The following is a 23,764-nucleotide window of genomic DNA, read 5'->3' as shown; positions in this document are numbered from 1 at the left end:
TGTCGTGAACCAATGGAAGGAGGGGTCGTATGGCTGAGAAACCTATTCGCCCAATGGCGGAAGGCGATCTAACCATCGATCAGGTGAAGGAACAGTTAGTGGAGCTCGGTAAGAAGCGGGGCGTACTCACTTATGCCGAGATTACAGAGCGTCTGTCGGCGTTCGATCAGGACTCTGAACAAATGGACGAATTTTTCGAATACCTCGGTGAACAGGGCGTTGAAATCATGAATGACAATGACGGCGCTGTGAGTGTACCAAGCATGCAGCAGGTTGAAAAAGAGGATGAATTCGATCTGAACGACCTGAGTGTACCTCCGGGGATTAAAATAAATGACCCGGTCAGAATGTATCTTAAGGAAATCGGCCGTGTTCCCCTATTATCGGCAAAAGAGGAAATCAGTCTTGCCAAGCGGATTGAAGACGGTGACGAAGAAGCAAAACGCCGTCTGGCAGAAGCCAATCTCCGTCTTGTGGTCAGTATCGCCAAACGCTATGTTGGCCGCGGTATGCTGTTTCTTGATCTTATCCAGGAAGGAAACATGGGTCTGATTAAAGCCGTGGAAAAGTTCGACTACAATAAAGGGTATAAGTTCAGTACCTACGCCACCTGGTGGATCCGTCAGGCGATTACCCGTGCCATTGCAGACCAGGCACGAACAATCCGGATTCCTGTCCATATGGTTGAGACGATCAACAAGCTGATCCGTGTTCAGCGTCAGCTGCTTCAGGACCTTGGCCGTGAGCCGACGCCTGAAGAGGTTTCCAAGGAAATGGATCTGACACCGGAAAAAGTGCGCGAAATCCTCAAGATTGCCCAGGAACCTGTTTCTCTTGAAACGCCAATTGGGGAGGAAGATGATTCCCACCTCGGTGATTTTATTGAGGACCAGGAAGCACTGGCTCCATCCGATGCTGCAGCGTACGAACTTCTCAAGGAACAGCTTGAGGATGTTCTTGATACCCTGACGGACCGGGAGGAAAATGTTCTTCGCCTCCGTTTCGGGCTCGACGACGGCCGCACCCGTACACTTGAGGAAGTCGGGAAAGTCTTTGGCGTCACGCGTGAGCGGATCCGTCAGATTGAGGCAAAAGCGCTCCGTAAACTGCGTCACCCAAGCCGCAGTAAGCGTCTGAAAGATTTCCTCGAATAGAATTGATATAAATTGAGCCTGGCTGTGAGACTCGTGTCTCCTGCCAGGTTTTCTGTTTTAACAATTTCCGTGCAGCAGGGCGGCAGCGGTGTGTACACTTTAAGTTTACTCACAATTTCCAGCTAATGCAAATTACCATGGTACTGTACGGTTTGGACTGTTTTGTAGTAAGCTTAAATTAACTGCCGAACAGGGTATCCGGTATATGTAATAAGTCTGCAGGTTTTCGGAGTCTGGTGCAAAGGAGTCGGTATCTCGTGGAGATCATTGCCCACCGCGGAAATAAACGCTACACCCCTGAAAATACGATGGCTGCGTTTATGTCGGCGGCAACAAGTGGAGCAGATGGAATAGAACTTGACGTACAGTGGACGAAAGACGGCGTTCCGGTTGTGTTTCATGATGAAAAAATCGACAGAACCACAAATGGGAGCGGATGGCTTCGGGATTTTACATATAAGGAACTGAGACAGTTTGATGCAGGCAGCTGGTTTAACTCTTCTTTTTTTGGTGAAAAGGTACCGGCCCTGGAAGACGTTCTTGACTGGCTTCAGGAACAGCCGCAGCTAACACTGCACCTGGAAGTGAAAAAGCCGCCAAGAGACTTCCAGTATAATCTGGAGCAGACATTCGAACTGTTAAGATCGTACAGCATGACAGGCCGGACAGTTGTTTCCACCTTTTATCATCCGCTTCTCACCTACATGGCAAAAGAGGGATCCGAATCGGGGATAGAACGGGCTCTGCTTACGAAAACGCCACTGTTTCGCGGCACAAGGTATGCAGGGACAATAATGGCTAATGCTATTCACATTCGCCACTCTCTTCAGGCAGTTTCTTTTTATCCGTTATGGGCCCGGGCAGGCATCCCTGTGAGAGCCTATAAGGTCAACCGCGTGAGAGAGGCTTTGAGGTGCCGGAGGCTGAATGTTACCGGAATTATTACTGATGATCCGAAAGCCATGGTGGAAGCTTTAAAACGCTGATCCAAAGCCGGAAATTCCGTATGCCGGCTGTGCCGTTCCTTCAGGGATAAGCCAATGTTCAAGAATTTGTAACAGAATATTCCGGTAAAGGACAATAATTTACCTTCCCTCTTTTTTCTTCAGCGGTTTTAGAGTAAAATATAAAATAGCTTTGTAAAGCTGGGCCGGTTTGGCCCGTCATAACATTAACATATTTTTTTGACAGACGAAGGAGGTACATACACATGAAAGGGAAACCTTTTTACCCGTTTGCCGTTACGGCAATGCTTGGTATTCTCGTAATGATTGTTTTATCCTTCATTGGTAACTTCCAGCAGGCTGATATCGCACAGGAAGGCGAAAACGGTGAAGAAGAGGCTGCGGAGGAAGAATTTGACGATCCAATTGAACTCGGTGAGCACCTCTACGAACAGAACTGTCTTGCCTGTCACGGTGGCGATCTTGGAGGCGGTTCAGGACCTGCGCTTGATGGTGGCTACTCTGAAGAGGAAATTATCACTGCCATTGATGAAGGGCCGGGATCCATGCCTGCGGGACTTGTCAGCGGTGAAGAAGCTGAAGCTGTAGCTGAATATATTATCAGTGAAACCGAATAATGAATAATGCGGATAAAAGAAGGGCGTGCCACGTACCTTCTTTTTCTCTATACAGAAAACGACTACATAAATTAACAGGGTGAAAGAGATGAAAACAACAGATTTATCAGAAAGACTTAAAGAAGTTGCCTCCTTTATTCCTCCAGGGGCGAAACTCGCCGATATCGGATCAGATCATGCGAAGCTTCCCTGCTATGCGCTGGAAAAGGAGCTTATTGCCTCCGCTGTTGCCGGAGAAGTGGCACAGGGGCCTCTCAGTGCTGCAGAACGGAACATCAGGGCGAGGGGCCACTCAGGAAAAATCCGGGCCAGACTGGGGGACGGACTTGCTGTTCTTCAGGGTGAAGATGTAGACACCGTCACCATTGCAGGCATGGGTGGACCTCTTATTGCCCGCATTCTTGAAGAAGGAAAACAGCAGCTGAAGGATGTCAGGAAGCTGATTCTTCAGCCCAATGTTGCAGCTGATCACATTAGAAGGTGGCTGCTTGAAAACGGATGGTCACTCACGGATGAAAGAATTCTTGAGGAAGACGGGCACGTCTATGAAATACTGGCTGCAGAACCTGGTGATCCCGTTACAGCCTATGAGGGAAAAAATCAGGAAAAAGCGGTCTGGCTCGGTCCTTTCCTTCTGGAGGAAAGAAACCCGGCGTTTAAAAAGAAGTGGGCAAAGGAAAAGGAACAACTGAAAAACATACTGGCCCAGCTGGAGCGTGGTGAGGAAACACCTGCTCTTGCTGAAAAGAAAGGGAAACTTGAACGTCAGCTAAGCTGGCTTGAGGAGGCGTTATCGTGAAGCAGGCAAACGGACAGACGATTATTCAGGCATTCGAGTCGTTTTCCCCGAAACATTTCGCAGTCGAAGGCGACAAAGTCGGACTCCAGATCGGATCACTCAATAAGGCGGTCTCAAAAGTAATGGTGGCCCTTGACGTAAATGAAAACGTAGTTGACGAAGCGATTGAAGAAGGCGCGGAACTGATCATCGCCCACCACCCTCTCATCTTTAAGCCCATCAAACAGCTCAGAACAGATGAGGTATACGGAAGAACGGTGGAAAAGCTCATAAAAAACGATATCGCGGTGTACGCAGCCCATACAAACCTGGATGTGGCTCCCGGCGGGGTCAATGACATGATGGCAGAAGCGCTTGGTCTGGAAGGCACCGAAGTGCTTGCCGAGACTGCGGAGGACAAACTGAAAAAAGTAGCTGTCTTCGTTCCCGAAGAACAGGCGGACGACGTGCGTGACGCACTTGGCAAGGCCGGTGCAGGGGCCATTGGCGCCTACAGTCACTGTTCCTTTAATACAAAGGGAACAGGCGCTTTTAAACCCGGGGAAGGGACCGACCCTTTTATCGGGGAGCAGGGTAAAATGGAATACGTGAACGAGGTCAGAATCGAAAGCATCTACCCGGCATCGATTGAAAAGAGGGTCATTCGTGAAATGACCAAAGCCCATCCCTACGAGGAAGTGGCCTACGATGTATACGATATGGCTGTTCCAGGAGAAAAACTCGGTCTGGGAAGAATCGGTTATCTTAACCGTGAAATGACCCTCAAGGACTTTGCAGAGCAAGTAAAAGAGGCGTTCGGTGTATCCGGCGCAAGAGTGGTTGGCGACCTTGAGCGCCCGGTACGGAAAGTGGCGGTGCTTGGGGGCGACGGCAACAAATATGTAGGTACTGCCATGTTCAAAGGTGCCGATGTCTTCGTAACAGGCGACCTTTATTACCACGTTGCCCATGACGCTGCTCTTGAAGGACTCATGATGGTTGACCCCGGCCATAACGTCGAAAAAATCATGAAAGACGGCGTTGCGAAGTTTCTTGCTGCATTCTTTGAGGAGAAAAAATACAGTACGTCTGTGACCGCCTCAAAAGTAAATACCGACCCGTTTACGTTTGTGTAAATCAAACCATTCAGGGTGACTATATAACAGGTTACAAAAAAGCAGCTGAAGTTTATTCAGCTGCTTTTACCTGTTTCTTTTTCTTTACTTTCGGCAGGATTCTGGTGAGCTTAACCTGACTGATCGTGCTCCATGTTTCAGGATCCTCTTCATCAAACTGCTCAATAAACTTAATGACTTCTTTCGTAATGGGTGTAGGTGTGCTGGCTCCGGCTGTGACAGCTACTTTTTTAATGCCTTTAAGCCAGTTCAGATCGATTTCATTTACATTTGCGATCCGGTATGCCGGAGTACCTGCAATTTCCTTGGATACCTGGGCAAGGCGGTTGGAGTTGTTACTTTTCGGATCCCCCACCACAAGAAGGAGGTCCGCTTCACCGGCCTGTTTGGCGACGGCTTCCTGACGTACCTGGGTGGCCATGCAGATTTCGTTATGAACCTCTGCATGAGGGTATTTAGCAATGGATTTGTTAATGATGTTTGATACATCCCACTGGCTCATCGTGGTCTGGTTTGTAATGATGATTTTATCGGACTGTACATCGAGCGCCTCAACGTCCGCTTCAGATTCAACGAGATGAACGATATCCGGTGCCACACCCATGGCCCCTTCAGGCTCCGGATGCCCTTTTTTGCCTACATAGATCACGTGGTAGCCTTCTTCCCGCTTCTCACGGATCAGGTCGTGTGTACGGGTAACATCAGGACAGGTGGCATCCACGGTAGTGAGTCCTTTTTCCTTTGCCAGTTTCCGGACTTCCGGTGATACACCGTGGGCGGTGAAAATAACAGTTCCCTTATTCACCTGTTTAAGAATGTCGAGACGGTTCGGACCGTCAAGTGTTATGATGCCTTCTTCATCGAAAGCATCCGTAACATGTTTATTGTGTACAATCATGCCGAGGATATAGATCGGCCTTGGAAGATCGAGATTGTCCGCCGCCTGACGGGCAAGGACCATCGCATCCACCACGCCGTAACAGTAGCCCCGGGGAGAGATTTTAAGTACGTCCATTATCAGTTCCTCCTTCACACAGAGCTGTGTGTATAAGTACCAGCCTTCATTATAAAACACATAACTGAAAAGCGAAACCATCAGGGGCTGGCTGATTTTTTCATTCCGTGCCGTGAAGCTCCGATTTTTTTCATGGCGGCAGCGTGGCGCGGCAGGCGCGGGGGGTGTGATACGAAAAGAGCGAAATCGAATTAAAACCCGCAGAAGCCGCGGGGATTATAATACGAAAAGAGGGAAATCGAATTAAAACCCGCAGTAGCCGCAGTAGTTGTAATACAAAAAGAGGGAAATCGAATTAAAACTCGCAGCAGCCGCGGGGGTTATAATACGAAAAGAGGGAAATCGAATTAAAACCCGCAGCAGCCGAAGTAGTTGTAATACGAAAAGAGCGAAATCGAATTAAAACCCGCAGCAGCCGAAGTAGTTGTAATACGAAAAGAGGGAAATCGAATTAAAACCCGCAGCAGCCGCAGTAGTTGTAATAACAAAAGAGGGAAATCGAATTAAAATCCGCGGCAGCCGCGGGGGTTATAAGCAGACGGAAAGCACGATCTGCCCCGCGTTTTCTGTTTACAGCTTAAAAGAGCAGAACAGCAAAAATGTCCTCCGGAAAAGGAGGACATTGATTTCAAGGGGGCATCAGGCTCCCTGGGAATTTTTTGAAATAAAGTCGTAGGCTTCTTCTTCGGAAATGTTGTTTACAAGCATCAGCTCGCTTGCAATAAACTGCTTGGCGCGGTCCATATTTTTGCGGTCTTCCATATGTAGACCGTTTGTCCGCTCTCCTTCCTTGGAAGTAAGGTTGGCAATAACACTCGCGGCGTCCATAATGCATCCTGTTTTAAGAAGGGTTTCATTTTCCTTCGAATATGGACGGGCGGCTTCCTTTTTAGTAGCCGGTGCTTCGGCGGTTTTAAGGGCAGTTGCCAGCTCATCTACTTTAGTGGTTTCAATCACTTTTCTGAGTCCGGACTCCTCAACGCGGTTTTCCGGCAGCATAAGTGTAACGTGGTTAAGCGGGAAGAACACAATGAAGTAATTTATTTTTTCTCCCAGAATATCTTTTTCTTCGATATCCTGGATCGTTCCGGCACCATGATACGGGTAAACAACGTGATCGCCGACTTTGAACATATACATTCCTCCATTACTGTTATACCGGTATTTTACCACAAAAAAATGGAAAATAAAAATTTTACTACGGGACGGAAGTTTCGTCAATAACAATAAGTAAAGAAAGAAAAATCAGTCTTTAGTACAAAACTGATTTTTCATGAAACATAGGGTTTTCCAGGTTTACAGGTAAAGTTTTGGACCCGGTGTCCCGGCTGTTTTTTTCCCGGAGCTGCTGCTCCTGGTCTGTGAGCGCAGTACCGGAGCTTTGCGTTTTTTCTTTCCCGTGGATTCGGAGGAACTGCTCTGTTTTTTTACAGCCTTGTGATTCTCCTTTGCCACAGCAGACTGGTTTATTTCAACTTTATGATCCTCGTCTTCTTCACTGAGATCTTCCTCATCTTCGCTTCCGGTGTCATCGTCACTTGATTTCATGATCGACATGAGCTGGGGAAGAGAGCGGACAAGAGGGCCGTACTGCTGGACCATGGGACCGACAGACTGGGCGACCTGAACCGCTTTCTGTGCGTTCTGTACAAAACCGAGCATCGAGTTAATGCCGCCTCCGCCACTGCTGAAGGCATTTGTCAGGGAAGCAAGTGGACCTCCTCCTGCCCCTGATCCGGCAGAAGCTGCAGTACCGCCGAGGTTGCCCATCGTGCTTCCTGCCCCGGAGCCGCCGCCAAACAGGCGTGATAAAAGGCCGCCTCCGGATCTCACGCCGGCCTGCTGCATGCCCTGGCCGAACATGGAGCCGCCGCCACCGAACGGGGAGCCGCCCGCCCCGGCCATTGGCCCGCCGCTGCCGGGTCCGAACATGGAGCCTCCGCCCATAGGGGCCCTCATACCCTGGGCAGGGTTAAAGCCACCTCCGGGCATGGCGCGCCCGGGGAACATGGCAAATGGATTCTGATTAGAAGGAGGTAAAGGGCGTGGACCGAACATGCCACTCATCCTTTCGCATACAAAGTCTTCTCCTGTTAGTTATATGCACAGGGGAAGGAAGTGACTGGGCGCAAAGGTGCTTATAGCGCAACGGGCCTTGTCCATGTTAAAATGTATAATTAGTGTATGAAGCTCTAACTCTGTTAAGAACAGGTTATTATCCTCTGATCAGAGGAATCTGCTGATATACCTTTGCCGGGCGGCTCTTTATTTCTGCAGGGCAATTTTTATAAAAGAACGCTGTGCAGCTGATTTGCGGTACCCAGGCAAAAACAGGACAGCGCAAAAGAAAGAAGGAACACGACTATGAAACATAATTTTGAACGATTCAACCTCCAGCCGTTTCTTATTGAAGCACTTAAACAGCAGCAGATCGAACTGCCGATGGAAATTCAGGAACGTCTGATCCCGGCGATTCGCAACGGATCGGATGTTATCGGCCAGTCCCAGACCGGGACAGGCAAAACACTCGCTTTTCTGCTTCCTCTTGCGGATCGTATTGATCCAGAGAAAAACCACGTACAGGCCGTCATTACAGCTCCGACCCGTGAACTTGCAGGTCAGCTGTTTGAAGAGCTCGGGAAGCTTCTTCACCATACAGATGGAGAAATTACTGCAAAGCTTGTTACTGGTGGAACCGACCGCAGCAGGATGGTGGATAAACTGAAAAATCCACCGCACATCGCAGTGGGAACACCCGGACGTATTCACGACATGGTAAAAGAGCAGGCCCTGGATGTCCATCAGGCTTCCATGTACGTAGTGGACGAGGCAGACCAGATGCTCGATATGGGCTTCCTTGAAGATGTGGACCAGGTTGGTGCCAGAATGACGGAAGATCTACAAATGATGGTGTTCTCTGCTACCATCCCTGAAAAACTGCAGCCGTTTCTCCGTAAATATATGAAGCACCCGAAACATGTGAAAGTGGAGCCGAAGCAGGCTTCCCCGAGAAAAATCGAGCACTGGCTCATTCCCGACAGAGATCGTGACGTTAATCAGCTGGCACTGGAAGTGGCGACTGCATTTAATCCGTTTCTGGCCGTTATTTTTGCCAACTCGAAGGAAGAAGCGGACGAGCTGTTCGCCGTATTCGCTGCCGAGGGCCTTAACGCCGAAAAACTGCACGGCGGGATTTCCCCCCGTGAACGGAAAAAAGTAATGAAAAAGCTCCGTGACGCAGAGGTTCAGTACCTGATTGCTTCGGATCTTGTTGCAAGGGGCATCGATGTAAAAGGGATCAGCCACATCATTAACGTGGGGCTGCCGCGAGAGCTTGAATATTACGTCCATCGTGTCGGACGTACGGCACGTGCCGGATGGGACGGAATTGCCGCAACGATTGCAGGACGGCATGACCAGGCAGCCGTTGAGAAGCTTGAAAGCCAGGGAATCAAATTCCTCCATAAGGACCTGAAAAAAGGAGAATGGGTGGAACTTGAACAGAAAATGCGCCGCCGGAAAAAGCAGGGGAAAGCGGAATCCACTGAGGTTACCCTGAAAACCGGAAAGCCGAAAAAAGTAAAGCCCGGATATAAAAAGAAGTTCCAGCAGCAGAAAGAACAGGAACAGAAGCGCCAGCGGAGACTGGAGCAGAAGCGGAACAACCGGGCTAAAAGAAAGTAGAGAAGCACAAAGGGAGAGTGACGATTATGCTACTCGGATCACACGTATCCATGAGCGGGAAGAAAATGCTGCTTGCCTCAAGTGAGGAAGCGGCGTCCTACGGGGCTACCACTTTTATGATTTATACAGGTGCGCCGCAGAATACACGGCGTAAGCCGATTGAGGACCTTAACATCGAAGCCGGAACGGCACATATGAAAGAAAACGGTATCGACAATATCGTCGTTCACGCACCTTATATCATTAACATCGGCAACTCACAGAAACCCGAGACGTTTGAACTGGGCGTAAATTTCCTGAAAAGCGAAATCGACCGGACCGAAGCGATCGGTGCGAGACAGATTGTCCTGCATCCGGGTGCCCATGTTGGGGCGGGAGCTGACAAAGGGATCGAGAAGATCATAGAAGGACTCAACGAAGTCCTGGATCCCCAGCAGGATGTTCAGATTGCCCTTGAAACAATGGCAGGTAAAGGTTCCGAGTGCGGCCGGAGTTTTGATGAGCTGGCAAAAATCATTGACGGCGTAAACCATAATGAAAAACTGAGCGTCTGCTTTGATACGTGTCACGTTCACGACGCAGGGTACGACATTGTGGAAAACCTTGACGGCGTCATCGATGAATTTGACCGGATTGTCGGGCTTGACCGTCTGAAGGTTCTTCACGTGAACGACAGTAAAAATGAGCGCGGCGCCCGTAAGGACCGTCACGAAAACATTGGTTTCGGACATATCGGCTTTGACGCCCTAACCCGTATCATTAACCATGATGCATTCGTCCGGATTCCGAAAATCCTTGAAACCCCGTATGTTGGTACGGATAAAAAGAACAAAAAAGCACCGTACAGATTCGAAATTGAGATGATTAAAAACGGCAGCTTTGAAGAGGATCTTAAAGAAAGAATCATGAGTGTTTAATGAATACAGAGGCTGGGACAAAACCAGGCCGATAAGAAAGGCCCTCACTATCGGTGAGAGCCTTTTCTTGTTAAAGGTTGATTGTTCAAAAATACACTCGCTTGCCGCGGGCAAGGCTTCAGCTAGCCGGGATAGAGCGCCCCGGCGGATCTTCAGCCCTTGCTTTTCCCGCAGGCGTCTCGTGATTTTTGAACAATCAACGGATATTTAAACAAATAGGATCCCTTCTGGATAAGGAATGTTCGTACAGAGTGCTGCTATTAACGACATTAATTAGAAAGCGTCCGCCTGCAGCGGAATAAAACAACAATCTTTCCGAAAACAGCTTATGCGTTCAGAGAACCGGTTCCCGGAAAAGTCAGGGCCAGTCAATATAATCCTTATAGGGTTCGAGGATCTTCTCGGCTTTCTTGTAGAGAGAAGGATCGATTTTTTTCAGGTCGTTCTGCAGCCGCTGCAGCTGTTTTTTGTTTCCTACATCGATAGGCTCCTTTTTCAGAACTGTCATGATCTGCTTTGCCTGTTTTACTGTGAGGGGAATCTGATACTGTTTGCTGAGACGGATCAATTCCTTTATGTCCAGGGAATTGATTTTCTGATTAATCATCTGCCTGATTACGGGGTTCATCTCCGTTCAACTCCTTTGTTTCTGCTCTGTTATCCTATGCGGGGGGCACAAATGAGTTTCTGTGTACGCGTGGTCTTTTTACCCGGGCCGAAAGGATGCGTGTAAAAGTTTTTCGAAAAAAGGAAGAAAACATTCCCAATTTATAGTATACTTTTTACAAAGGAACGGATCGGTAATGGAAATAGAACCGGTATTCAGAGCCGAAATGGGGGAACGTTATGGACAGTCATACGCTTGCGGATAATGAAGAAATTATGGAAACGATCGCAGAAATCTCCTCTGAATGGCTGCTTGTTTTTGATCAGGATGAAACACTCGTATCTGTAACGCTGCCATCGGTTTACCGCAGCAGGGTGGATGCTGAGACGTTTTATCATCTTTTTGAGCCTGAAGAAGCGGACCGGTTTCAGACCTATCTTTATGAACTATCCAGAGGAAGAGAGAATCGTACAGAAAGTTTCCGGGTTTTTTACCAGGGCGAATTGAGACACATTCGCTGTGAGGGACTGCCTCTTTCGGACGGCATTATGGTCAAAGCACGGGAACTCCAGGAAGAGCCTGCTTTAAATCAGACCCTGCGTCAGCTTCCAATCCCCTATTTTGTTGTAGACCGCGATAAACGAATCAGGACATATAACACTCTTTTTGCCGACCTTCTTAAAAGAATTGAGGAGCCGCTGGAAAGTTCAGATGGAGAGCTCAGTGAAGGTTTTCCCTTTCATGAGACGGTTTCAAAACTTCATGATATCGTGGATCAGAACAACCGGAATGCCACGGTTGTCTTTGAGAAAGATGAGATTCGCCTTACTGTGCACGGCAGCCTCATGAATCCGGGGGAAATGTGCGTATTCATAAAAGATGAGACTGTGGAGCACCGGTTTGAGCAGCTGCTTACATATAAACAGCAGATGGAAAGTGTGTCCCAGATCGCCGCTGGGGTGGCCCATGAACTGAGGAATCCTCTTTCTGTTATTAAAGGTTTTATACAGCTTTCAAAGCTGTCAAACAGTCTTAATAAGTACTATTCAACTATTTCCTCAGAGATTGACAGAATGAATGTCATAATTGAGGATTTTCTCAGTATGTCACGTAAAAAGATCGATAAGAAAAAAGTGAATCCATCCGAGCTGATGGAATCAATGCTGATGATTTTCCGCTCGGAATCTCTTCTGCACGATATCGATTTTTCATTTGCCATTAAAGATTCACGCAGGTATCTGTTTGTAAACGACCAGATGATCCGCCAGGTTATGCTCAATGTTCTCCGTAATTCCATTGAGGCATATGAGGGGTGGGATGGTGAAAAACAGTTTACGATGATGACGGCAGCTGAAGAAACCCGGTATATTATCACACTGGAAGACTATGGGCCGGGGATGCCTCCTGAAGTGCTGGAAGAAATCGAAAAGCCCTTTTTTACTACCAAGGATAAAGGAACAGGGATCGGTATTCCGCTCTGCAAACGGATTATTGAGGAACATAAAGGTACTTTTACTGTGGAAAGTAAAGAAGGGGAAGGCACGAAGATTACAATATCACTTCCGCTTTACAGCAGAAATGAGCCAATGGTTTAGGTCAGATTGAATCGAATTGAAAGCTGTCTCACCGGGGAAGGGATTTCCCGGAGGAGGCGGCTTTTTTGCTGTGAAAAAAGACAGACCGCTGACTATGGGCCCGAAACCGGAACTGCAGAGAGGGAAAAAATAAACTTACCCGGTCCGGAAGGTTGTCTGACGATTGCCAAATATCCGTGCAGGGCTTATAATTGTAGTCGAAGCTAAAAAGTTTACTTCGTGCAACTTTTTGATGGGTGTACAACTTTTAGAGTGATATGGGAACCATTGCTGTTACAGGCACATATATTACGGATGATATAATTTGCATCCGAGTGAAATAAAGATTAAAAAAGGGGGATTCTCAATGGCACGACAGGATACCATTGATGTTCGTGAGCTGTCAGTGCATTATCACGGCCACCTTGCGTTAAAAAATATTAACTTCTCTGTAGATAAAGGACAGCTGATCGGGGTCATCGGTCCAAACGGTGCAGGGAAATCGACCCTGATAAAAGCGATTCTCGGCCTTGAGCGTTCCAAAGGGGAAGTGAGTCTGTTCGGCAGCAGCGTAAAGGCCTTCCGGAAGCAGATCTCCTATGTTCCCCAGAGGAATATGATCGACTGGGACTTCCCGGTTCGTGTAAAAGATGCCGTGCTGATGGGGCGTTATGCACACATCCCGTGGTACCGGCTCAGAAGCTCGAAAAAAGACCGCAGAAAAGCGGAAGAGGCCCTGGATAAAGTGGGTATGATCGAGTTTGCCGACCGGCAGATCGGGGAGCTTTCGGGCGGTCAGCAGCAGCGCGTTTTTATTGCCCGGGCCCTTGCCCAGGACGCAGACGTGTTTTTCCTTGACGAGCCGTTTGTAGGCATTGACATTAAATCAGAGGAAATCATCGTCCGTCTGCTTCATCAGCTCCGGGACAGCGGGAAAACGATTTTCGTTGTCCATCACGATCTGAGCAAGGTGGAGAAGTACTTTGATCACCTCATTCTTCTCAATCAGGAACTGATCGGGGCCGGGGCGGTAAAAGAGATCTATACACCGGAATTTCTGAAAAAAGCCTACCAGGGGAGTGCTGCTGTACTGGACGATAAAGACGGTATGGTGGTGGTCAGTCAATGATAGAACAGATTATCAGTTTCGCTGACCAGGTAGCCAGGTACCCTTATCTACAGAACGCGCTCATGGCTGCGATCGCCGTTGGTGTGATCTGCGGAGTGATCGGGTGTTACATCATTTTGAGGGGTATGGCTCTTATGGGGGATGCGATCTCCCATGCTGTACTGCCCGGCGTCGTTATTGCGTATATGCTCGGAATGAACTTTTTTATCGGTGCCGTAATTACGGGAGTGCTAACTGCTCTTGCCATCGGCTACATTTCACAGAACAGCCGGATAAAAGAGGATTCGGCCATAGGGATTGCCTTTACAGCCATGTTTGCTCTCGGTGTGGTGCTGATTACCACGATGAGAGGATCCAGCGTGGACCTCTGGCATATCCTGTTCGGTAATGTACTGGCTGTAGGGAGAACCGATTTTTACATTACTGCAGGAATCGGACTTTTCGTCCTGCTTGCAGTGTTTGTATTTTACCGTCCACTGCTCCTGAGCACGTTTGATGAAACGATGGCAAAAGCTACAGGGCTGCCGGTAAAATTCATTCACTACATGCTCATGCTGCTTCTTTCTCTTGTAACGGTGGCCTCGCTTCAGACGGTGGGGATTATCCTGGTTGTTGCCATGCTGATCACGCCGGGAGCAACGGCGTACCTGCTGACGGACCGTTTTCCGGTCATGCTTGGTCTGAGCGCTCTCTTCGGAGTGATTTCAGCGGTGGCTGGACTGTTTTTCTCCGTCGTGTATGATGTATCTTCTGGAGCGTCCATAGTCCTTGTCGCTTCGGCACTGTTTGCACTGGCATTTTTCTTCTCGCCAAAACAGGGACTCGTGTTTCGATTTTTCCGTTCAAGAACAGCTGACCAGTCAGTATAACAGTATTAAAGTAGACCACTGTGCCGTTTTAAGGTGCAGTGGTTTTTTTCAATTGAATAAGTGGACGGGAATGGTTACTGGAAACAATCTCCCAGCCAAAAAGCCTTGATAATAATCTGGTTATCGCGTAATATATGTTGCTGTGCCACTGGTGCGTACTGTTTTCACAGGAGGGAACAGACTATGAAGCGAAATCAACTTAAATATATTACAGGTGCTGCCCTGCTCACGTTAGCTGTTGTTTCAGTTACACTGACACTGCAGAATATGAAGTTAAAAGAGCAGACAGCCGAGCTGGAACAGGCAAAAAAAGAACAGAAACAGGAACAGCTTCTTGAAGAAAAATCCGAAAGTATGAAAGAATACATCGATCATCTCCCTGAAGGTTATGAAGTTGCGGGTTATGATGCATGGCAGGAGGCTGAAAAGGCTGCTGAGCACATGTATGAGGACAGTGACGGCCGTTTTGAAGAGGAATGGGCCATGTTTCTTGCCCTTGAGGCACAGAAAAAAGACATCGATCCGTTTCTTGTCTACGAGCTGATCCGTGTGGAAACCGGCGATACGTTCGACCCTGAAACAGTCGGTCCGGAAACGCAGTACGGACATGCTTACGGACTGGCCCAGTTTATGAAAAACACAGGGCCGTGGATTGCGGATATGGCCGATCTTTCCTATGAAGATGAACTGCTGTTTGATCCGTACTATTCCATTCAGCTGAGCGTCGTTTACCTTGATTTTCTCTACAGCCGCTACGGGGACTGGGATCAGGCGTTAACTGCCTATCACCGGGGAATCTACGGTATGGAAAACTATGTTGAGGAAAACGGGGATGCCCGCAGCTGGTATGCGGTTGAGATCCAGGAAAATGCAGAAAATACTGGTAATATGACTGCCTACAGATAAAAGACGGTACTGGAAGAGCTCCCGATCAGGGGGCTCTTTTGGTTTATTCGGATCTGGTAAACATAGCGAAAAAGACGTTGAACATAGCGAACACCCGGGTCAACACAGCGAAACAGCGAAAACAGTCCGGAAATATAAAAATGCCTCCCCATTTTCGGGGAGGCATTTTCTGCGTGCCGGTTCAGTCATCACCGCAGTCAGCAATCTCTGAAGACAGTTCGTGGAAGACAAGCTGGCTCTGGACCGGGGGCTCTTCAGTGTCCCGTCGGGGGACTGTATATTCTCCGGTCGCCAGCTGGATCCGTGCTTTACGGTTATCCTCAAGCGTGATCTCTAGTACTTCGCGAATACGTCTTTTAATGCTGCCCCTTTCAATCGGGAAGAGGATCTCGATCCGCTTTTCCATGTTGCGGGTCATCCAGTCAGCAGAAGAAAGGTAGGTGGCATCCTTGCCGTTCTGATGAAAATAAAAGATCCGGCTGTGTTCAAGAAAGCGGTCCACAATGGAACGGACTGTGATATTGTCACTCACCTCGGGAATTCCGGGCTTCAGGCAGCAGATTCCCCTGACGATCAGATCGATTTTTACTCCAGCACGGCTTGCTTCATACAGTTTCAGGATGATCGGTTTGTCTGTCAGAGAATTCATTTTTGCAATAATCCGGCCGTTCCCGTGCTTTTTCTGATAACGGATCTCACTGTCGATCAGGCGGATGAACTCGTCACGGATGCCGAACGGGGCGGTATGGATCTTTTTCCACTTTGGCTTCTTACTGAAGCCGCTCAGGTGATTGAAGAAATTCGTTGCATCGTACCCGAAAGCTTCATCCGATGTGATCATTCCCATATCCGTGTACAGTTTTGCAGTGGAGTCGTTATAGTTACCGGTGCCAAGATGCACAAAACGTTCGATTTTACCATGGTTGTGTCGGACGATCAGCGTGATTTTGCTGTGTGTCTTCAGGCCGGTGATCCCGTAAATGACGTGAACGCCGGACTTTTCAAGCTTTCTGGCCCACTGAATGTTGTTTTCTTCATCAAAGCGGGCCTTCAGCTCCACCAGAACCGTTACCTGCTTGCCCTGTTCCGCAGCTTCAGCCAGGGCATTGATAATGGGCGAATCCCCGCTGACCCGGTAGAGCGTCTGCTTGATGGCGAGGACTGCAGGATCTCTGGCCGCACGGGTGATCCAGTCCACGATCGGCTGGAATGACTCATATGGATGGTGGAAGAACAGATCCTGTTTCAGTGCCGCTTCAAAAATGTCCTCCTCTTCAACGAGGTCTGCAGGAGGATTAGGGATGAGGGTTTCGTTGACAAGGTGCTCGTGTTCAGGTGCGAGAAGGTTATAGAGTGAAAACAGGAACGATAAGTCGAGAGGACTGTCTGTCTCGTATACATCCCCATGGTGAATCTCAAGAACGTTGGTTAAAAAGGAGAGTACTTTGCTGTCCATTTTTCCTTTCTGCATTTCAAGTCGGACTGCAGCGCCCCATTTCCGCTTTTTAAGTTCTTTTTCGATCACACGAAGCAGATCCCTCGCTCCTTCTTCGTGTATAGTGAGGTCTGCGTTCCGCGTGATTCTGAATGGGGAGACCGATTTCACCTTGTAGCCTGCGAACAGCCGGCCGATAAAATGGCTTATAACGTCTTCGAGCAGGACAAATTCCGTCTTTTTCCCGTCTGACGGCGGTACCTGGATATAGCGTGTCAGTACAGCAGGGACCTGGACAATAGCCAGTTTCTCCCGCTCGCCGCGCAGAACGACAGCCAGGTTCAGACTTTTATTGAGAAGCATGGGGAAGGGGCGGTAGGCATCAATTGCCATTGGCGTGAGAACGGGCAGGATATACTGGTCAAATCGCTTTTCGATATAAGTCAGCTGCTCATCATTAAGATCATCTATGCCGGGAAAATGGATATTTTCGCTGTTCAGCTGCGGAATCAGTGTGCCCGTAAAAAGCTGATCCTGGCGGCTTGTGAGAAGGTGATTTTTTTCGCTGATTCTGGCAAGCTGCTGTTTCGGAGTGAGGCCGGCTTTGTTTTCCGGTTTATTAAAGCCTGCCTTAACCTGATCTTTGAGACCGGCAACCCTCACCATAAAAAATTCATCGAGGTTACTGCTGAAAATAGCTGCAAATTTCAGCCGTTCGAGGAGAGGGTTCCCGTCATCCTCGGCTTCCTCGAGAACACGCTGGTTAAAACCGAGCCAGCTCAGTTCCCTGTTGTTATAGAAAGAAGGGTTGTGAAGGTCCACGTTCACGTTCACCTCTTCCACTGCATTTTTTGTCATGGTTATCACCATCCTGAACGAATACTGTGTTCAGTGTAGCAGGTGAATATAAAGCTGATGTTAATTTCATGTCCTGAATGGAAATATTAGTGACGATTGCTCGAAATATCAATTTTTCTGCCGAAAGCGCGTTCTACATGTTTTTTGTATTTCTGTGCATGAAACTCTTCAAAGTAGGCTTCCTTATCTGTGTCCATCTGCAGTGTCAGCCTGCCTGGGTCTCCCGGGATGAGGCTGACATTAGATACAGCACGCAGCCTGGAACGGTCAAGGCCATAGGCAAGGCGAAGGACGGCTCCGAGCTGTTCATATCGGGAAAGCTCGCTTTTGGAGACCCAGTTTCTGTAGGGGGCGGCGTACTGTTTAAAAAGAGAACGGTTTCGAAAAGAAGCAATCAGGGCAACAGCAAGCCTCCGTGAATGGGATAGGCCGTCAATGGACTGGTTGGTGAGAAGATAGAAAGTATGCTGGGACCTGGCTTCAGGATGGACAGCCTCGCCGATATAAAACACTCTTGCTGCAAGGTGGAGGAGATGCAGATCCTCCCTGCACACCTCCTCCCGCGATGCTTTCATCATGCCGCGGTAAAGAGAGGCTGCGAGTATGGAAATGTGCCGGTGATGCCCTTCGTCCAGGCTGTAATCCTGGCTCAGCTGATAGAAGCTTTCCTCCGTTACATCCGGAAAAAGATCTGTTTCCATTTCCTTTAACAGGGACTCGAAAAAGACCCCTTCACGAAGACCTTTGCTGCTGACAATGTAACTCTCTGTTTCCGTATAGGAAAGAAGAGAGGAAATAACGTAAATGGCAGGAAGAATAATATCTGCACGGTCTTTTGACAATCCGTCGACCTGCTGCCGTTTTTTCAATGGGAGCTTTTTCAGTCTTGAAAAAACCCCGTCCACCTCTCCAGGGCTCATCTTAAACTGGTGAAGTCCGGCCAGGGGATAATTAATCTCGTTCTGATGCACAAGGGCAATGTTTCTGGCACTCCCCCCGATCCCGACAAGGGGGAGGGAAGCCTTCTTCAGCCACGGGAAAGAGCGGAAAGAGGAGGTTAGATATCGGTTCAGTTCCTTCAGTTCGCCTGAAGTTGGGCGATCTTCTTTTATAAAGCGCTTTTTCAGTGTCAGGGCACCGAAGGGAAAGCTGTGGAAATGTTTCATTTTCCGGTCTTGAAACACGGTGATTTCCGTGCTGCCCCCGCCGATATCGATCGTTATTCCGTCGTTGATATCAGTGGAGTTTGCGATGGCAAGGTAGCCGTAGAATGCCTCTTCCCGGTCGGAGAGGACCCTGAAGTCCATACCTTCCTGTTTTTCGAGCAGTTTTTCAATTTCTGAACGGTTTGCGGCGTTACGGACGGCAGCTGTGGCTACCCCGCGGACTTCTGTAACTTTATACTGCCTGAGTACTGCCCGGAAACGGTCGAGGGTTTTCTTTATAATGCCGATCCCTTCAGGAGAAAGGGCACCTTCACTGTCGATGTGAGAGCTGAGGCGGGCAACGACTTTAAGGTTCTGGATTTCACGGTAGCAGCCGTTTCTGCTGATCTCGAAGATGACAAGGCGGATTGAGTTGGATCCCAGGTCAATAATGGCTGTCTGCTGATTCATACCTATTCACATCCCTGCCGGGCAAGTTTTTCCGGCGTAGTCTTTACCCGTATTATACTCTCTTTGGGGGATGGAGAGAAATACCGTGTTCGGCACTGCTCAGTTTACAAACAAAGGGGCCTCATGTATACTCGGATAAGGTATAAATCGGAATGATTCCTGCCGCAGAAAACAGCAGGGAAACCCCGGTTAATGGGTGCCGGGAAACGCAGCTCAACAGGCGTTTCCACGGAGATCTTTTAAAGAAAGCAGCCGCCCGGGTAGTGTGAAACCCGCGGTTGTCAGAGGAACGTGATCTGTATGAATAAAAAGCCGGCAATTGAGATTAAAGATCTCAGTTTTGCCTATAATGGACAGAATGTGCTTGAGGATATTAACCTCACGATAAAGGAAGGCTCCTTTCTGGGGCTGGTCGGGCCCAATGGGTCGGGAAAGTCAACCCTGATCAAATGTCTTCTTTCACTCCTGAAACCGGATCAAGGAGAGATCCGGCTGTTCGGGGAAAAGCTGGCCAGGTTCGACAGCTGGAGCGATATCGGCTTTGTAAGCCAGAAAGCGAACAGCTTTAACAGCGGTTTTCCTGCAACGGTTTTCGAGGTTGTCTCCATGGGCCTGTACGGGAAGGTCGGGCTGTTCCGTTTTCTAAAGAAAAAACATAAGGAAGAAGTCCGTAACGCCATCAGGCAGGTGGAAATGGAAGACTATATGAACGCGAATATCGGTCAGCTCTCAGGCGGACAGCAGCAGCGGGTCTTTATTGCCCGTGCCCTCGTGAGTAAGCCGAAACTGCTCATTCTTGATGAACCAACGGTGGGTGTGGACGCCAAGAGTGTAAATCGTTTTTACGATATGCTCAAGGATCTGAATGTAAATCAGGGAATTACCCTCATCCTCGTAACCCATGATGTAGGGGCAATGACAGAGTATGTGACAGACGTGGCCTGTCTGAACAGGCATCTTCACTTCCACGGAGATACGAAGGAGTACGAGGAGCAGGAAGAAGACATGATGTCACGTATGTACGGACACGATGTTCAGGTGCTTACTCACAATCACGATCATCCTCACGATCACAGCCATGACCATGATCACGGAGGTAAGCATCGTGATTAGTGTTTTTTTTCAGTATGATTTTTTAACGTATGCACTATATACCGGCATCATGGTAGGGTTTCTTGCGCCTGTTCTCGGTGTTTTTCTTGTCGTGAGACGCCTGTCGCTCATAGCGGATGCACTGTCGCACATTACGTTATCGGGGATTGCCTTCAGTCTTCTTCTTGGTCGTCATTACACCATGTTTGCCGGACTCAACCCGGTATACATGGGGTCCGTTTTTGCGGTGGGCGGCGCGCTGATGATCGAGCGTCTCAGAACGGTGTACACGTATTATAAGGAACTCGCGATTCCGATCATCCTGTCTGCGGGTATCGGTATCGGAGTCGTCTTTATCAGTCTTGCCGACGGGTTTAATACGGACTTATTCAATTATCTTTTCGGCAGCGTCGTTGCGGTTCGAGAGTCTGATTTTCATCTGATAGGCGGAATCACTATTGTGGTAACGATCCTGCTGGTGCTGTTTTACAAGGAGCTGTTCTACCTCAGTTTTGATGAAGAGCAGGCAGTTGTAAGCGGCATACCGAGACGGTTTCTGCATTTTCTTTTTATTGTCATGGTGGCTCTCGTCATCGCCGCATCGATGCGGATCGTCGGGATTCTTCTCGTATCCTCGCTTATGACCCTGCCCGTTGCCGCTGCCATGAGGCTGGCAAAGGGATTTAAACAGATGTTTATCTACTCGGTTATTTTCGGTCAGTTTTCCGTGATCACCGGTCTGGTGAGTGCCTTTCACCTTAATTTGGCACCAGGCGGAACCATTGTCATGATCAATGTATTTATTTTACTTGCAGTCGTGCTGCTTACCCGAAAACGGGGCTGAATGAAGGTGTGAACATAAATGGAACTTTTACAGCAGCTGACCTTTCTGGAACGGGGCATCATCGCCGGGCTGATTATCGGCTTCATCTGCCCGCTGCTCGGGGCGTTCCTTCTGGTCAGGCGAATAACAATCATTTCCGAGGCGCTGTCCCATATCACTCTCACAGGTATTGCCGCGGGGGTGTTTCTCAGTCAGACCACCATTCTGATGGGTATGATCAATCCACTTTACACAGGACTGATCTTTTCCCTTGCCGGTTCGCTTCTGGTGGAGAAGCTTCGTCAGATTTACAAGCATTTTCAGGAGCTTGCAATTCCGATCATCCTGTCTTCAGGAGTGGGGCTCGGGGCCATTCTGATCAGTATGTCAGGCGGATCCTACAATGAATGGTATAATTATCTTTTCGGAAGTATTGTAACGGTAACCCTCGGTGATCTCGGTTTTATTGCTGGCACGGGAATTGTCGCTCTGATCATTCTTCTCGCTTTTTACAAAGAGCTGCTCTCGATTTCATTTGACCAGGAGTTTGCCAAAACGTCCGGCATGAAAGTTACCCGGATTAATTTTTTCTTTTCCCTTCTCATTGCCCTCGTGATCTCCATGAGCATGAAGGTTGTGGGGATCCTGCTTGTCGGCGCTATGGTGACGCTCCCTGTGGCAGCGAGTATCCAGCTGGCCAAAAGTTTCCGGCAGGTTGTTGTGCTCGGTATTCTGTTCGGTCAGATGGCGATGATCGGCGGCATTTATTTTTCCTATCATCTGAACGTGGCTACAGGCGGGATGATTGTCGTTACGGGAGTTGTTATTCTGATTCTGAGTGCCGGACTGAAACGTTTTAGAAAAGGACTGGCTTAACCTGATTGGAGGAATGTACGTATGAACCTGGAACAGGCATTACATGTAATGAAGGAGAAAGGGTACAAACATACTGACAAACGTGAGGATATGCTCAGTCTTTTCTCAAGGGAAAAGCGCTACATTGCAGCGAAGGATGTTCTTCAGGCGCTTCAGGGAACCTATTCAGGCCTCAGCTACGACACGATTTACCGTAACCTGAGTCTGTTTGCCGACCTCGGCATCCTTGAAGAAACCGAGCTTGAAGGGGAAAAGAAGTACCGGTTTGCATGCTCAACCGATCATCATCACCATCACCTGATCTGTGTGGACTGCGGGAAAACAAAGCACATCGATACGTGCCCGATGGATACGATCGGAGAAGAGGATGACTCGTTTACGATTACGGGCCATAAATTTGAAGTTTACGGATACTGCGGCGAGTGCGGCGGAAAGCGCAGCGGTGCTGAAGCGTAGCCGGATGTATTTTATAGGAGGACCGTTCTTCCCTTGGGGGAGGGCGGTTTTTTGTGTTTGGTGGGAATTATCAGGGTTGCGACTGAGCGTTCAGTCGTATTATAACGCTGAAAAAAGGAGGCGAAGTGATGTGATTGGGCGTTTATCGTATCAGAACGTGGAAAAGAGGAGGAAAAGTAATGCGATTGAGCGTTCAGTCGTATTATACCGCTTGAAAAAAGGAGGCGAAGTGATACGATTATGCGTTTATCGTATTAAAACGCGGAAAAGAGGAGGGGAAGTGATACGATTATGCGTTTATCGTATTATAACGCGGAAAGGAGAAGGGAATGTAATGCGATTGAGCGTTCAGTCATATTATACCGCTGAAAAAAGGGGGCGAGGTGATGTGATTGGGCGTTAATCGTATTACAACGTGGAAAAGAGGAGGAGAAGTGATACGATTATGCGTTTATCGTATTAGAACGCGGAAAAGAGAAGGGAAAGTGATGCGACTGAGCGTTCAGTCGCATTATTGCATTGAAAAAGAGCCGAAGTGATGCAACAGGCCTGCATACACCTCGGGGCCAGCGAAGAAAAAAACGCCGCAATCGCGGCGTTTCCAATGATTATCCAAAAAGGCGCCGTACAGTGTCGCGGGCCTGCTGCCAGCTGTCAACGCGGTGGACCAAATCAGGCACAGCGTCCTGGTTGTAAGGAGTGTTCATGAGAACAACGGGAATTTTGCATTCTTCAGCGATCCCGACGGCGTTATCGTGTTTGTCCTCAAAAAAGGCATCGACGTCGTGATTTTTCACTGCGTCGATTTTATTGTGCTGGCCGAGAAGCTCGATGTGGTGGTAAGGCAGGGCGTTCTGGTTGAACCAGTCCCTGGTCAAATCGGTAAAGCGGGTATGCCGTGCACTGATGTAAAACAGTTCGTGCTTGCGTTCCCATTCCATGAGTGTTCTCTTCGCTTCGGATGCAAGCTCGGCATTGGCGTAGAGATTGCCTTCGTGTTCCTGCATCCATTTCCAGAAGTCCTCCCCGCTGATGCCGAGCACCCGGCTGAGGTCGTACTGGGTTATATCGTCAAGAGTAAGGGTTTTGTTAAAGTGCTCATTGATTGCCGGAATAAACGTGGCCGGGTCGGTCACTGTTCCGTCGATATCGATGCCGAATCTGTACGTATTTTTCTTAGTCATACATACTTCACCTTCCGTTCTCTCCATTATTTACACACCTTTAAACCGGGTCAGACCCCAGCTGGTGTCGCAT

Annotated in this window: 22 protein-coding genes; 15 read left to right on the top strand and 7 right to left on the bottom strand. The window is 48.6% G+C overall.

Features of this window, described 5'->3' with window-relative positions; translation table 11 throughout:
• Positions 1–29 precede the first annotated feature (29 nt).
• The 5 genes from rpoD to FGB90_RS06050 all read left to right on the top strand — a co-directional run bounded on the left by rpoD (position 30) and on the right by FGB90_RS06050 (position 4,650).
• Entirely contained in the window at positions 30–1,154 is a 1,125-nt protein-coding gene (gene rpoD / locus FGB90_RS06070; protein WP_138809627.1) for an RNA polymerase sigma factor RpoD, read from the top strand.
• A gap of 257 nt (positions 1,155–1,411) precedes the next feature.
• A complete protein-coding gene (locus FGB90_RS06065; RefSeq protein ID WP_138809626.1) occupies positions 1,412–2,140 on the top strand; it encodes a glycerophosphodiester phosphodiesterase family protein in 729 nt (242 codons plus the stop codon).
• Between the two features lie 224 nt (positions 2,141–2,364).
• Positions 2,365–2,736: a c-type cytochrome gene (locus FGB90_RS06060; protein WP_138809625.1), complete on the top strand. Its 372-nt coding sequence runs from the start codon at positions 2,365–2,367 to the stop codon at positions 2,734–2,736.
• A gap of 88 nt (positions 2,737–2,824) precedes the next feature.
• Positions 2,825–3,535: a tRNA (adenine(22)-N(1))-methyltransferase gene (locus FGB90_RS06055; RefSeq protein WP_138809624.1), complete on the top strand. Its 711-nt coding sequence runs from the start codon at positions 2,825–2,827 to the stop codon at positions 3,533–3,535.
• The gene (locus FGB90_RS06050; RefSeq protein ID WP_138809623.1) at positions 3,529–4,650 is read left to right on the top strand and encodes a Nif3-like dinuclear metal center hexameric protein; all 1,122 of its coding nucleotides are present in this window, start codon (positions 3,529–3,531) and stop codon (positions 4,648–4,650) included. Before FGB90_RS06055 ends, FGB90_RS06050 begins: the two co-directional genes overlap by 7 nt.
• Positions 4,651–4,702: 52 nt before the next feature.
• On the opposite strand, the gene FGB90_RS06045 is transcribed toward FGB90_RS06050, so the two are convergent.
• The 3 genes from FGB90_RS06045 to vrrA form a co-directional block, all read right to left on the bottom strand.
• Positions 4,703–5,665 carry a 4-hydroxy-3-methylbut-2-enyl diphosphate reductase gene (locus tag FGB90_RS06045; RefSeq protein ID WP_138809622.1) on the bottom strand — a complete coding sequence of 321 codons (963 nt, stop codon included), beginning with the start codon at positions 5,663–5,665 and terminating at the stop codon, positions 4,703–4,705.
• A 639-nt stretch (positions 5,666–6,304) separates the two neighbouring features.
• Positions 6,305–6,799, bottom strand: a complete 495-nt coding sequence (locus FGB90_RS06040; RefSeq protein WP_138809621.1) for a CarD family transcriptional regulator — start codon at positions 6,797–6,799, stop codon at positions 6,305–6,307.
• A gap of 162 nt (positions 6,800–6,961) precedes the next feature.
• On the bottom strand, positions 6,962–7,723 hold the full coding sequence (gene vrrA, locus FGB90_RS06035) for a VrrA/YqfQ family protein (protein WP_138809620.1): 762 nt from the start codon (positions 7,721–7,723) through the stop codon (positions 6,962–6,964).
• Positions 7,724–8,029: 306 nt separating this feature from the next.
• On the opposite strand from vrrA, the gene FGB90_RS06030 reads away from it, so the two are divergent.
• Positions 8,030–9,349, top strand: a complete 1,320-nt coding sequence (locus FGB90_RS06030; RefSeq protein WP_138809619.1) for a DEAD/DEAH box helicase — start codon at positions 8,030–8,032, stop codon at positions 9,347–9,349.
• Positions 9,350–9,372: 23 nt separating this feature from the next.
• The gene (locus tag FGB90_RS06025; protein ID WP_138810056.1) at positions 9,373–10,266 is read left to right on the top strand and encodes a deoxyribonuclease IV; all 894 of its coding nucleotides are present in this window, start codon (positions 9,373–9,375) and stop codon (positions 10,264–10,266) included.
• A gap of 358 nt (positions 10,267–10,624) precedes the next feature.
• Here FGB90_RS06025 and FGB90_RS06020 read toward each other — a convergent pair whose 3' ends face one another.
• A complete protein-coding gene (locus FGB90_RS06020) occupies positions 10,625–10,894 on the bottom strand; it encodes a DUF2624 family protein (protein ID WP_138809618.1) in 270 nt (89 codons plus the stop codon).
• A 218-nt stretch (positions 10,895–11,112) separates the two neighbouring features.
• On the opposite strand from FGB90_RS06020, the gene FGB90_RS06015 reads away from it, so the two are divergent.
• The 4 genes from FGB90_RS06015 (at position 11,113) to FGB90_RS06000 (ending at position 15,351) form a co-directional block, all read left to right on the top strand.
• Complete coding sequence (locus FGB90_RS06015) at positions 11,113–12,468, top strand: ATP-binding protein (protein ID WP_138809617.1); 1,356 nt, start codon at positions 11,113–11,115, stop codon at positions 12,466–12,468.
• Between the two features lie 346 nt (positions 12,469–12,814).
• Positions 12,815–13,576: a metal ABC transporter ATP-binding protein gene (locus tag FGB90_RS06010; protein ID WP_138809616.1), complete on the top strand. Its 762-nt coding sequence runs from the start codon at positions 12,815–12,817 to the stop codon at positions 13,574–13,576.
• Entirely contained in the window at positions 13,573–14,445 is an 873-nt protein-coding gene (locus FGB90_RS06005) for a metal ABC transporter permease (protein ID WP_138809615.1), read from the top strand. The genes FGB90_RS06010 and FGB90_RS06005 overlap by 4 nt, the downstream gene beginning before the upstream one ends.
• A gap of 183 nt (positions 14,446–14,628) precedes the next feature.
• On the top strand, positions 14,629–15,351 hold the full coding sequence (locus FGB90_RS06000) for a lytic transglycosylase domain-containing protein (RefSeq protein ID WP_138809614.1): 723 nt from the start codon (positions 14,629–14,631) through the stop codon (positions 15,349–15,351).
• Between the two features lie 181 nt (positions 15,352–15,532).
• On the opposite strand, the gene FGB90_RS05995 is transcribed toward FGB90_RS06000, so the two are convergent.
• Together FGB90_RS05995 and FGB90_RS05990 are read right to left on the bottom strand one after the other, a co-directional pair.
• On the bottom strand, positions 15,533–17,644 hold the full coding sequence (locus FGB90_RS05995) for an RNA degradosome polyphosphate kinase (protein WP_138809613.1): 2,112 nt from the start codon (positions 17,642–17,644) through the stop codon (positions 15,533–15,535).
• An 86-nt stretch (positions 17,645–17,730) separates the two neighbouring features.
• The gene (locus FGB90_RS05990) at positions 17,731–19,260 is read right to left on the bottom strand and encodes a Ppx/GppA phosphatase family protein (RefSeq protein WP_138809612.1); all 1,530 of its coding nucleotides are present in this window, start codon (positions 19,258–19,260) and stop codon (positions 17,731–17,733) included.
• 300 nt (positions 19,261–19,560) lie between these two features.
• Between FGB90_RS05990 and FGB90_RS05985 the strand changes: the two genes are divergently transcribed.
• From FGB90_RS05985 to FGB90_RS05970, 4 genes are read left to right on the top strand one after another with little or no spacing between them, the layout of a single operon-like run.
• The gene (locus FGB90_RS05985) at positions 19,561–20,373 is read left to right on the top strand and encodes a metal ABC transporter ATP-binding protein (protein ID WP_138809611.1); all 813 of its coding nucleotides are present in this window, start codon (positions 19,561–19,563) and stop codon (positions 20,371–20,373) included.
• Positions 20,366–21,196, top strand: coding sequence for a metal ABC transporter permease (locus FGB90_RS05980; RefSeq protein ID WP_138809610.1), 831 nt, complete (start codon positions 20,366–20,368; stop codon positions 21,194–21,196). Before FGB90_RS05985 ends, FGB90_RS05980 begins: the two co-directional genes overlap by 8 nt.
• Positions 21,197–21,214: 18 nt before the next feature.
• A complete protein-coding gene (locus tag FGB90_RS05975; protein WP_138809609.1) occupies positions 21,215–22,051 on the top strand; it encodes a metal ABC transporter permease in 837 nt (278 codons plus the stop codon).
• Positions 22,052–22,072: 21 nt separating this feature from the next.
• Entirely contained in the window at positions 22,073–22,507 is a 435-nt protein-coding gene (locus FGB90_RS05970; RefSeq protein WP_138809608.1) for a Fur family transcriptional regulator, read from the top strand.
• Positions 22,508–23,115: 608 nt separating this feature from the next.
• Here FGB90_RS05970 and FGB90_RS05965 read toward each other — a convergent pair.
• The gene (locus FGB90_RS05965; RefSeq protein WP_138809607.1) at positions 23,116–23,691 is read right to left on the bottom strand and encodes a 5' nucleotidase, NT5C type; all 576 of its coding nucleotides are present in this window, start codon (positions 23,689–23,691) and stop codon (positions 23,116–23,118) included.
• Positions 23,692–23,764: the final 73 nt, after the last annotated feature.

It is taken from the genome of Alteribacter natronophilus, assembly GCF_006007885.1.
Classification (GTDB): domain Bacteria; phylum Bacillota; class Bacilli; order Bacillales; family Salisediminibacteriaceae; genus Alteribacter; species Alteribacter natronophilus.
Note: the sequence above shows the minus strand (reverse complement) of the source record. Positions and strands in the feature narration are given on the sequence as shown.

Bases quoted from the DNA above. Each gene is read 5' to 3' on its own strand.
- FGB90_RS06060 (WP_138809625.1), top strand. From the start codon at position 2,365: ATGAAAGGGAAACCTTTTTACCCGTTTGCCGTTACGGCAATGCTTGGT.
- FGB90_RS06015 (WP_138809617.1), top strand. From the start codon at position 11,113: ATGGACAGTCATACGCTTGCGGATAATGAAGAAATTATGGAAACGATC.
- FGB90_RS05990 (WP_138809612.1), bottom strand. From the start codon at position 19,260: ATGAATCAGCAGACAGCCATTATTGACCTGGGATCCAACTCAATCCGC.
- FGB90_RS06040 (WP_138809621.1), bottom strand. From the start codon at position 6,799: ATGTTCAAAGTCGGCGATCACGTTGTTTACCCGTATCATGGTGCCGGA.
- rpoD (WP_138809627.1), top strand. From the start codon at position 30: ATGGCTGAGAAACCTATTCGCCCAATGGCGGAAGGCGATCTAACCATC.
- FGB90_RS05995 (WP_138809613.1), bottom strand. From the start codon at position 17,644: ATGACAAAAAATGCAGTGGAAGAGGTGAACGTGAACGTGGACCTTCAC.
- FGB90_RS06020 (WP_138809618.1), bottom strand. From the start codon at position 10,894: ATGAACCCCGTAATCAGGCAGATGATTAATCAGAAAATCAATTCCCTG.
- vrrA (WP_138809620.1), bottom strand. From the start codon at position 7,723: ATGTTCGGTCCACGCCCTTTACCTCCTTCTAATCAGAATCCATTTGCC.
- FGB90_RS06005 (WP_138809615.1), top strand. From the start codon at position 13,573: ATGATAGAACAGATTATCAGTTTCGCTGACCAGGTAGCCAGGTACCCT.
- FGB90_RS06030 (WP_138809619.1), top strand. From the start codon at position 8,030: ATGAAACATAATTTTGAACGATTCAACCTCCAGCCGTTTCTTATTGAA.
- FGB90_RS05965 (WP_138809607.1), bottom strand. From the start codon at position 23,691: ATGACTAAGAAAAATACGTACAGATTCGGCATCGATATCGACGGAACA.
- FGB90_RS05985 (WP_138809611.1), top strand. From the start codon at position 19,561: ATGAATAAAAAGCCGGCAATTGAGATTAAAGATCTCAGTTTTGCCTAT.
- FGB90_RS05975 (WP_138809609.1), top strand. From the start codon at position 21,215: ATGGAACTTTTACAGCAGCTGACCTTTCTGGAACGGGGCATCATCGCC.
- FGB90_RS06000 (WP_138809614.1), top strand. From the start codon at position 14,629: ATGAAGCGAAATCAACTTAAATATATTACAGGTGCTGCCCTGCTCACG.
- FGB90_RS06010 (WP_138809616.1), top strand. From the start codon at position 12,815: ATGGCACGACAGGATACCATTGATGTTCGTGAGCTGTCAGTGCATTAT.
- FGB90_RS06045 (WP_138809622.1), bottom strand. From the start codon at position 5,665: ATGGACGTACTTAAAATCTCTCCCCGGGGCTACTGTTACGGCGTGGTG.
- FGB90_RS05970 (WP_138809608.1), top strand. From the start codon at position 22,073: ATGAACCTGGAACAGGCATTACATGTAATGAAGGAGAAAGGGTACAAA.
- FGB90_RS06055 (WP_138809624.1), top strand. From the start codon at position 2,825: ATGAAAACAACAGATTTATCAGAAAGACTTAAAGAAGTTGCCTCCTTT.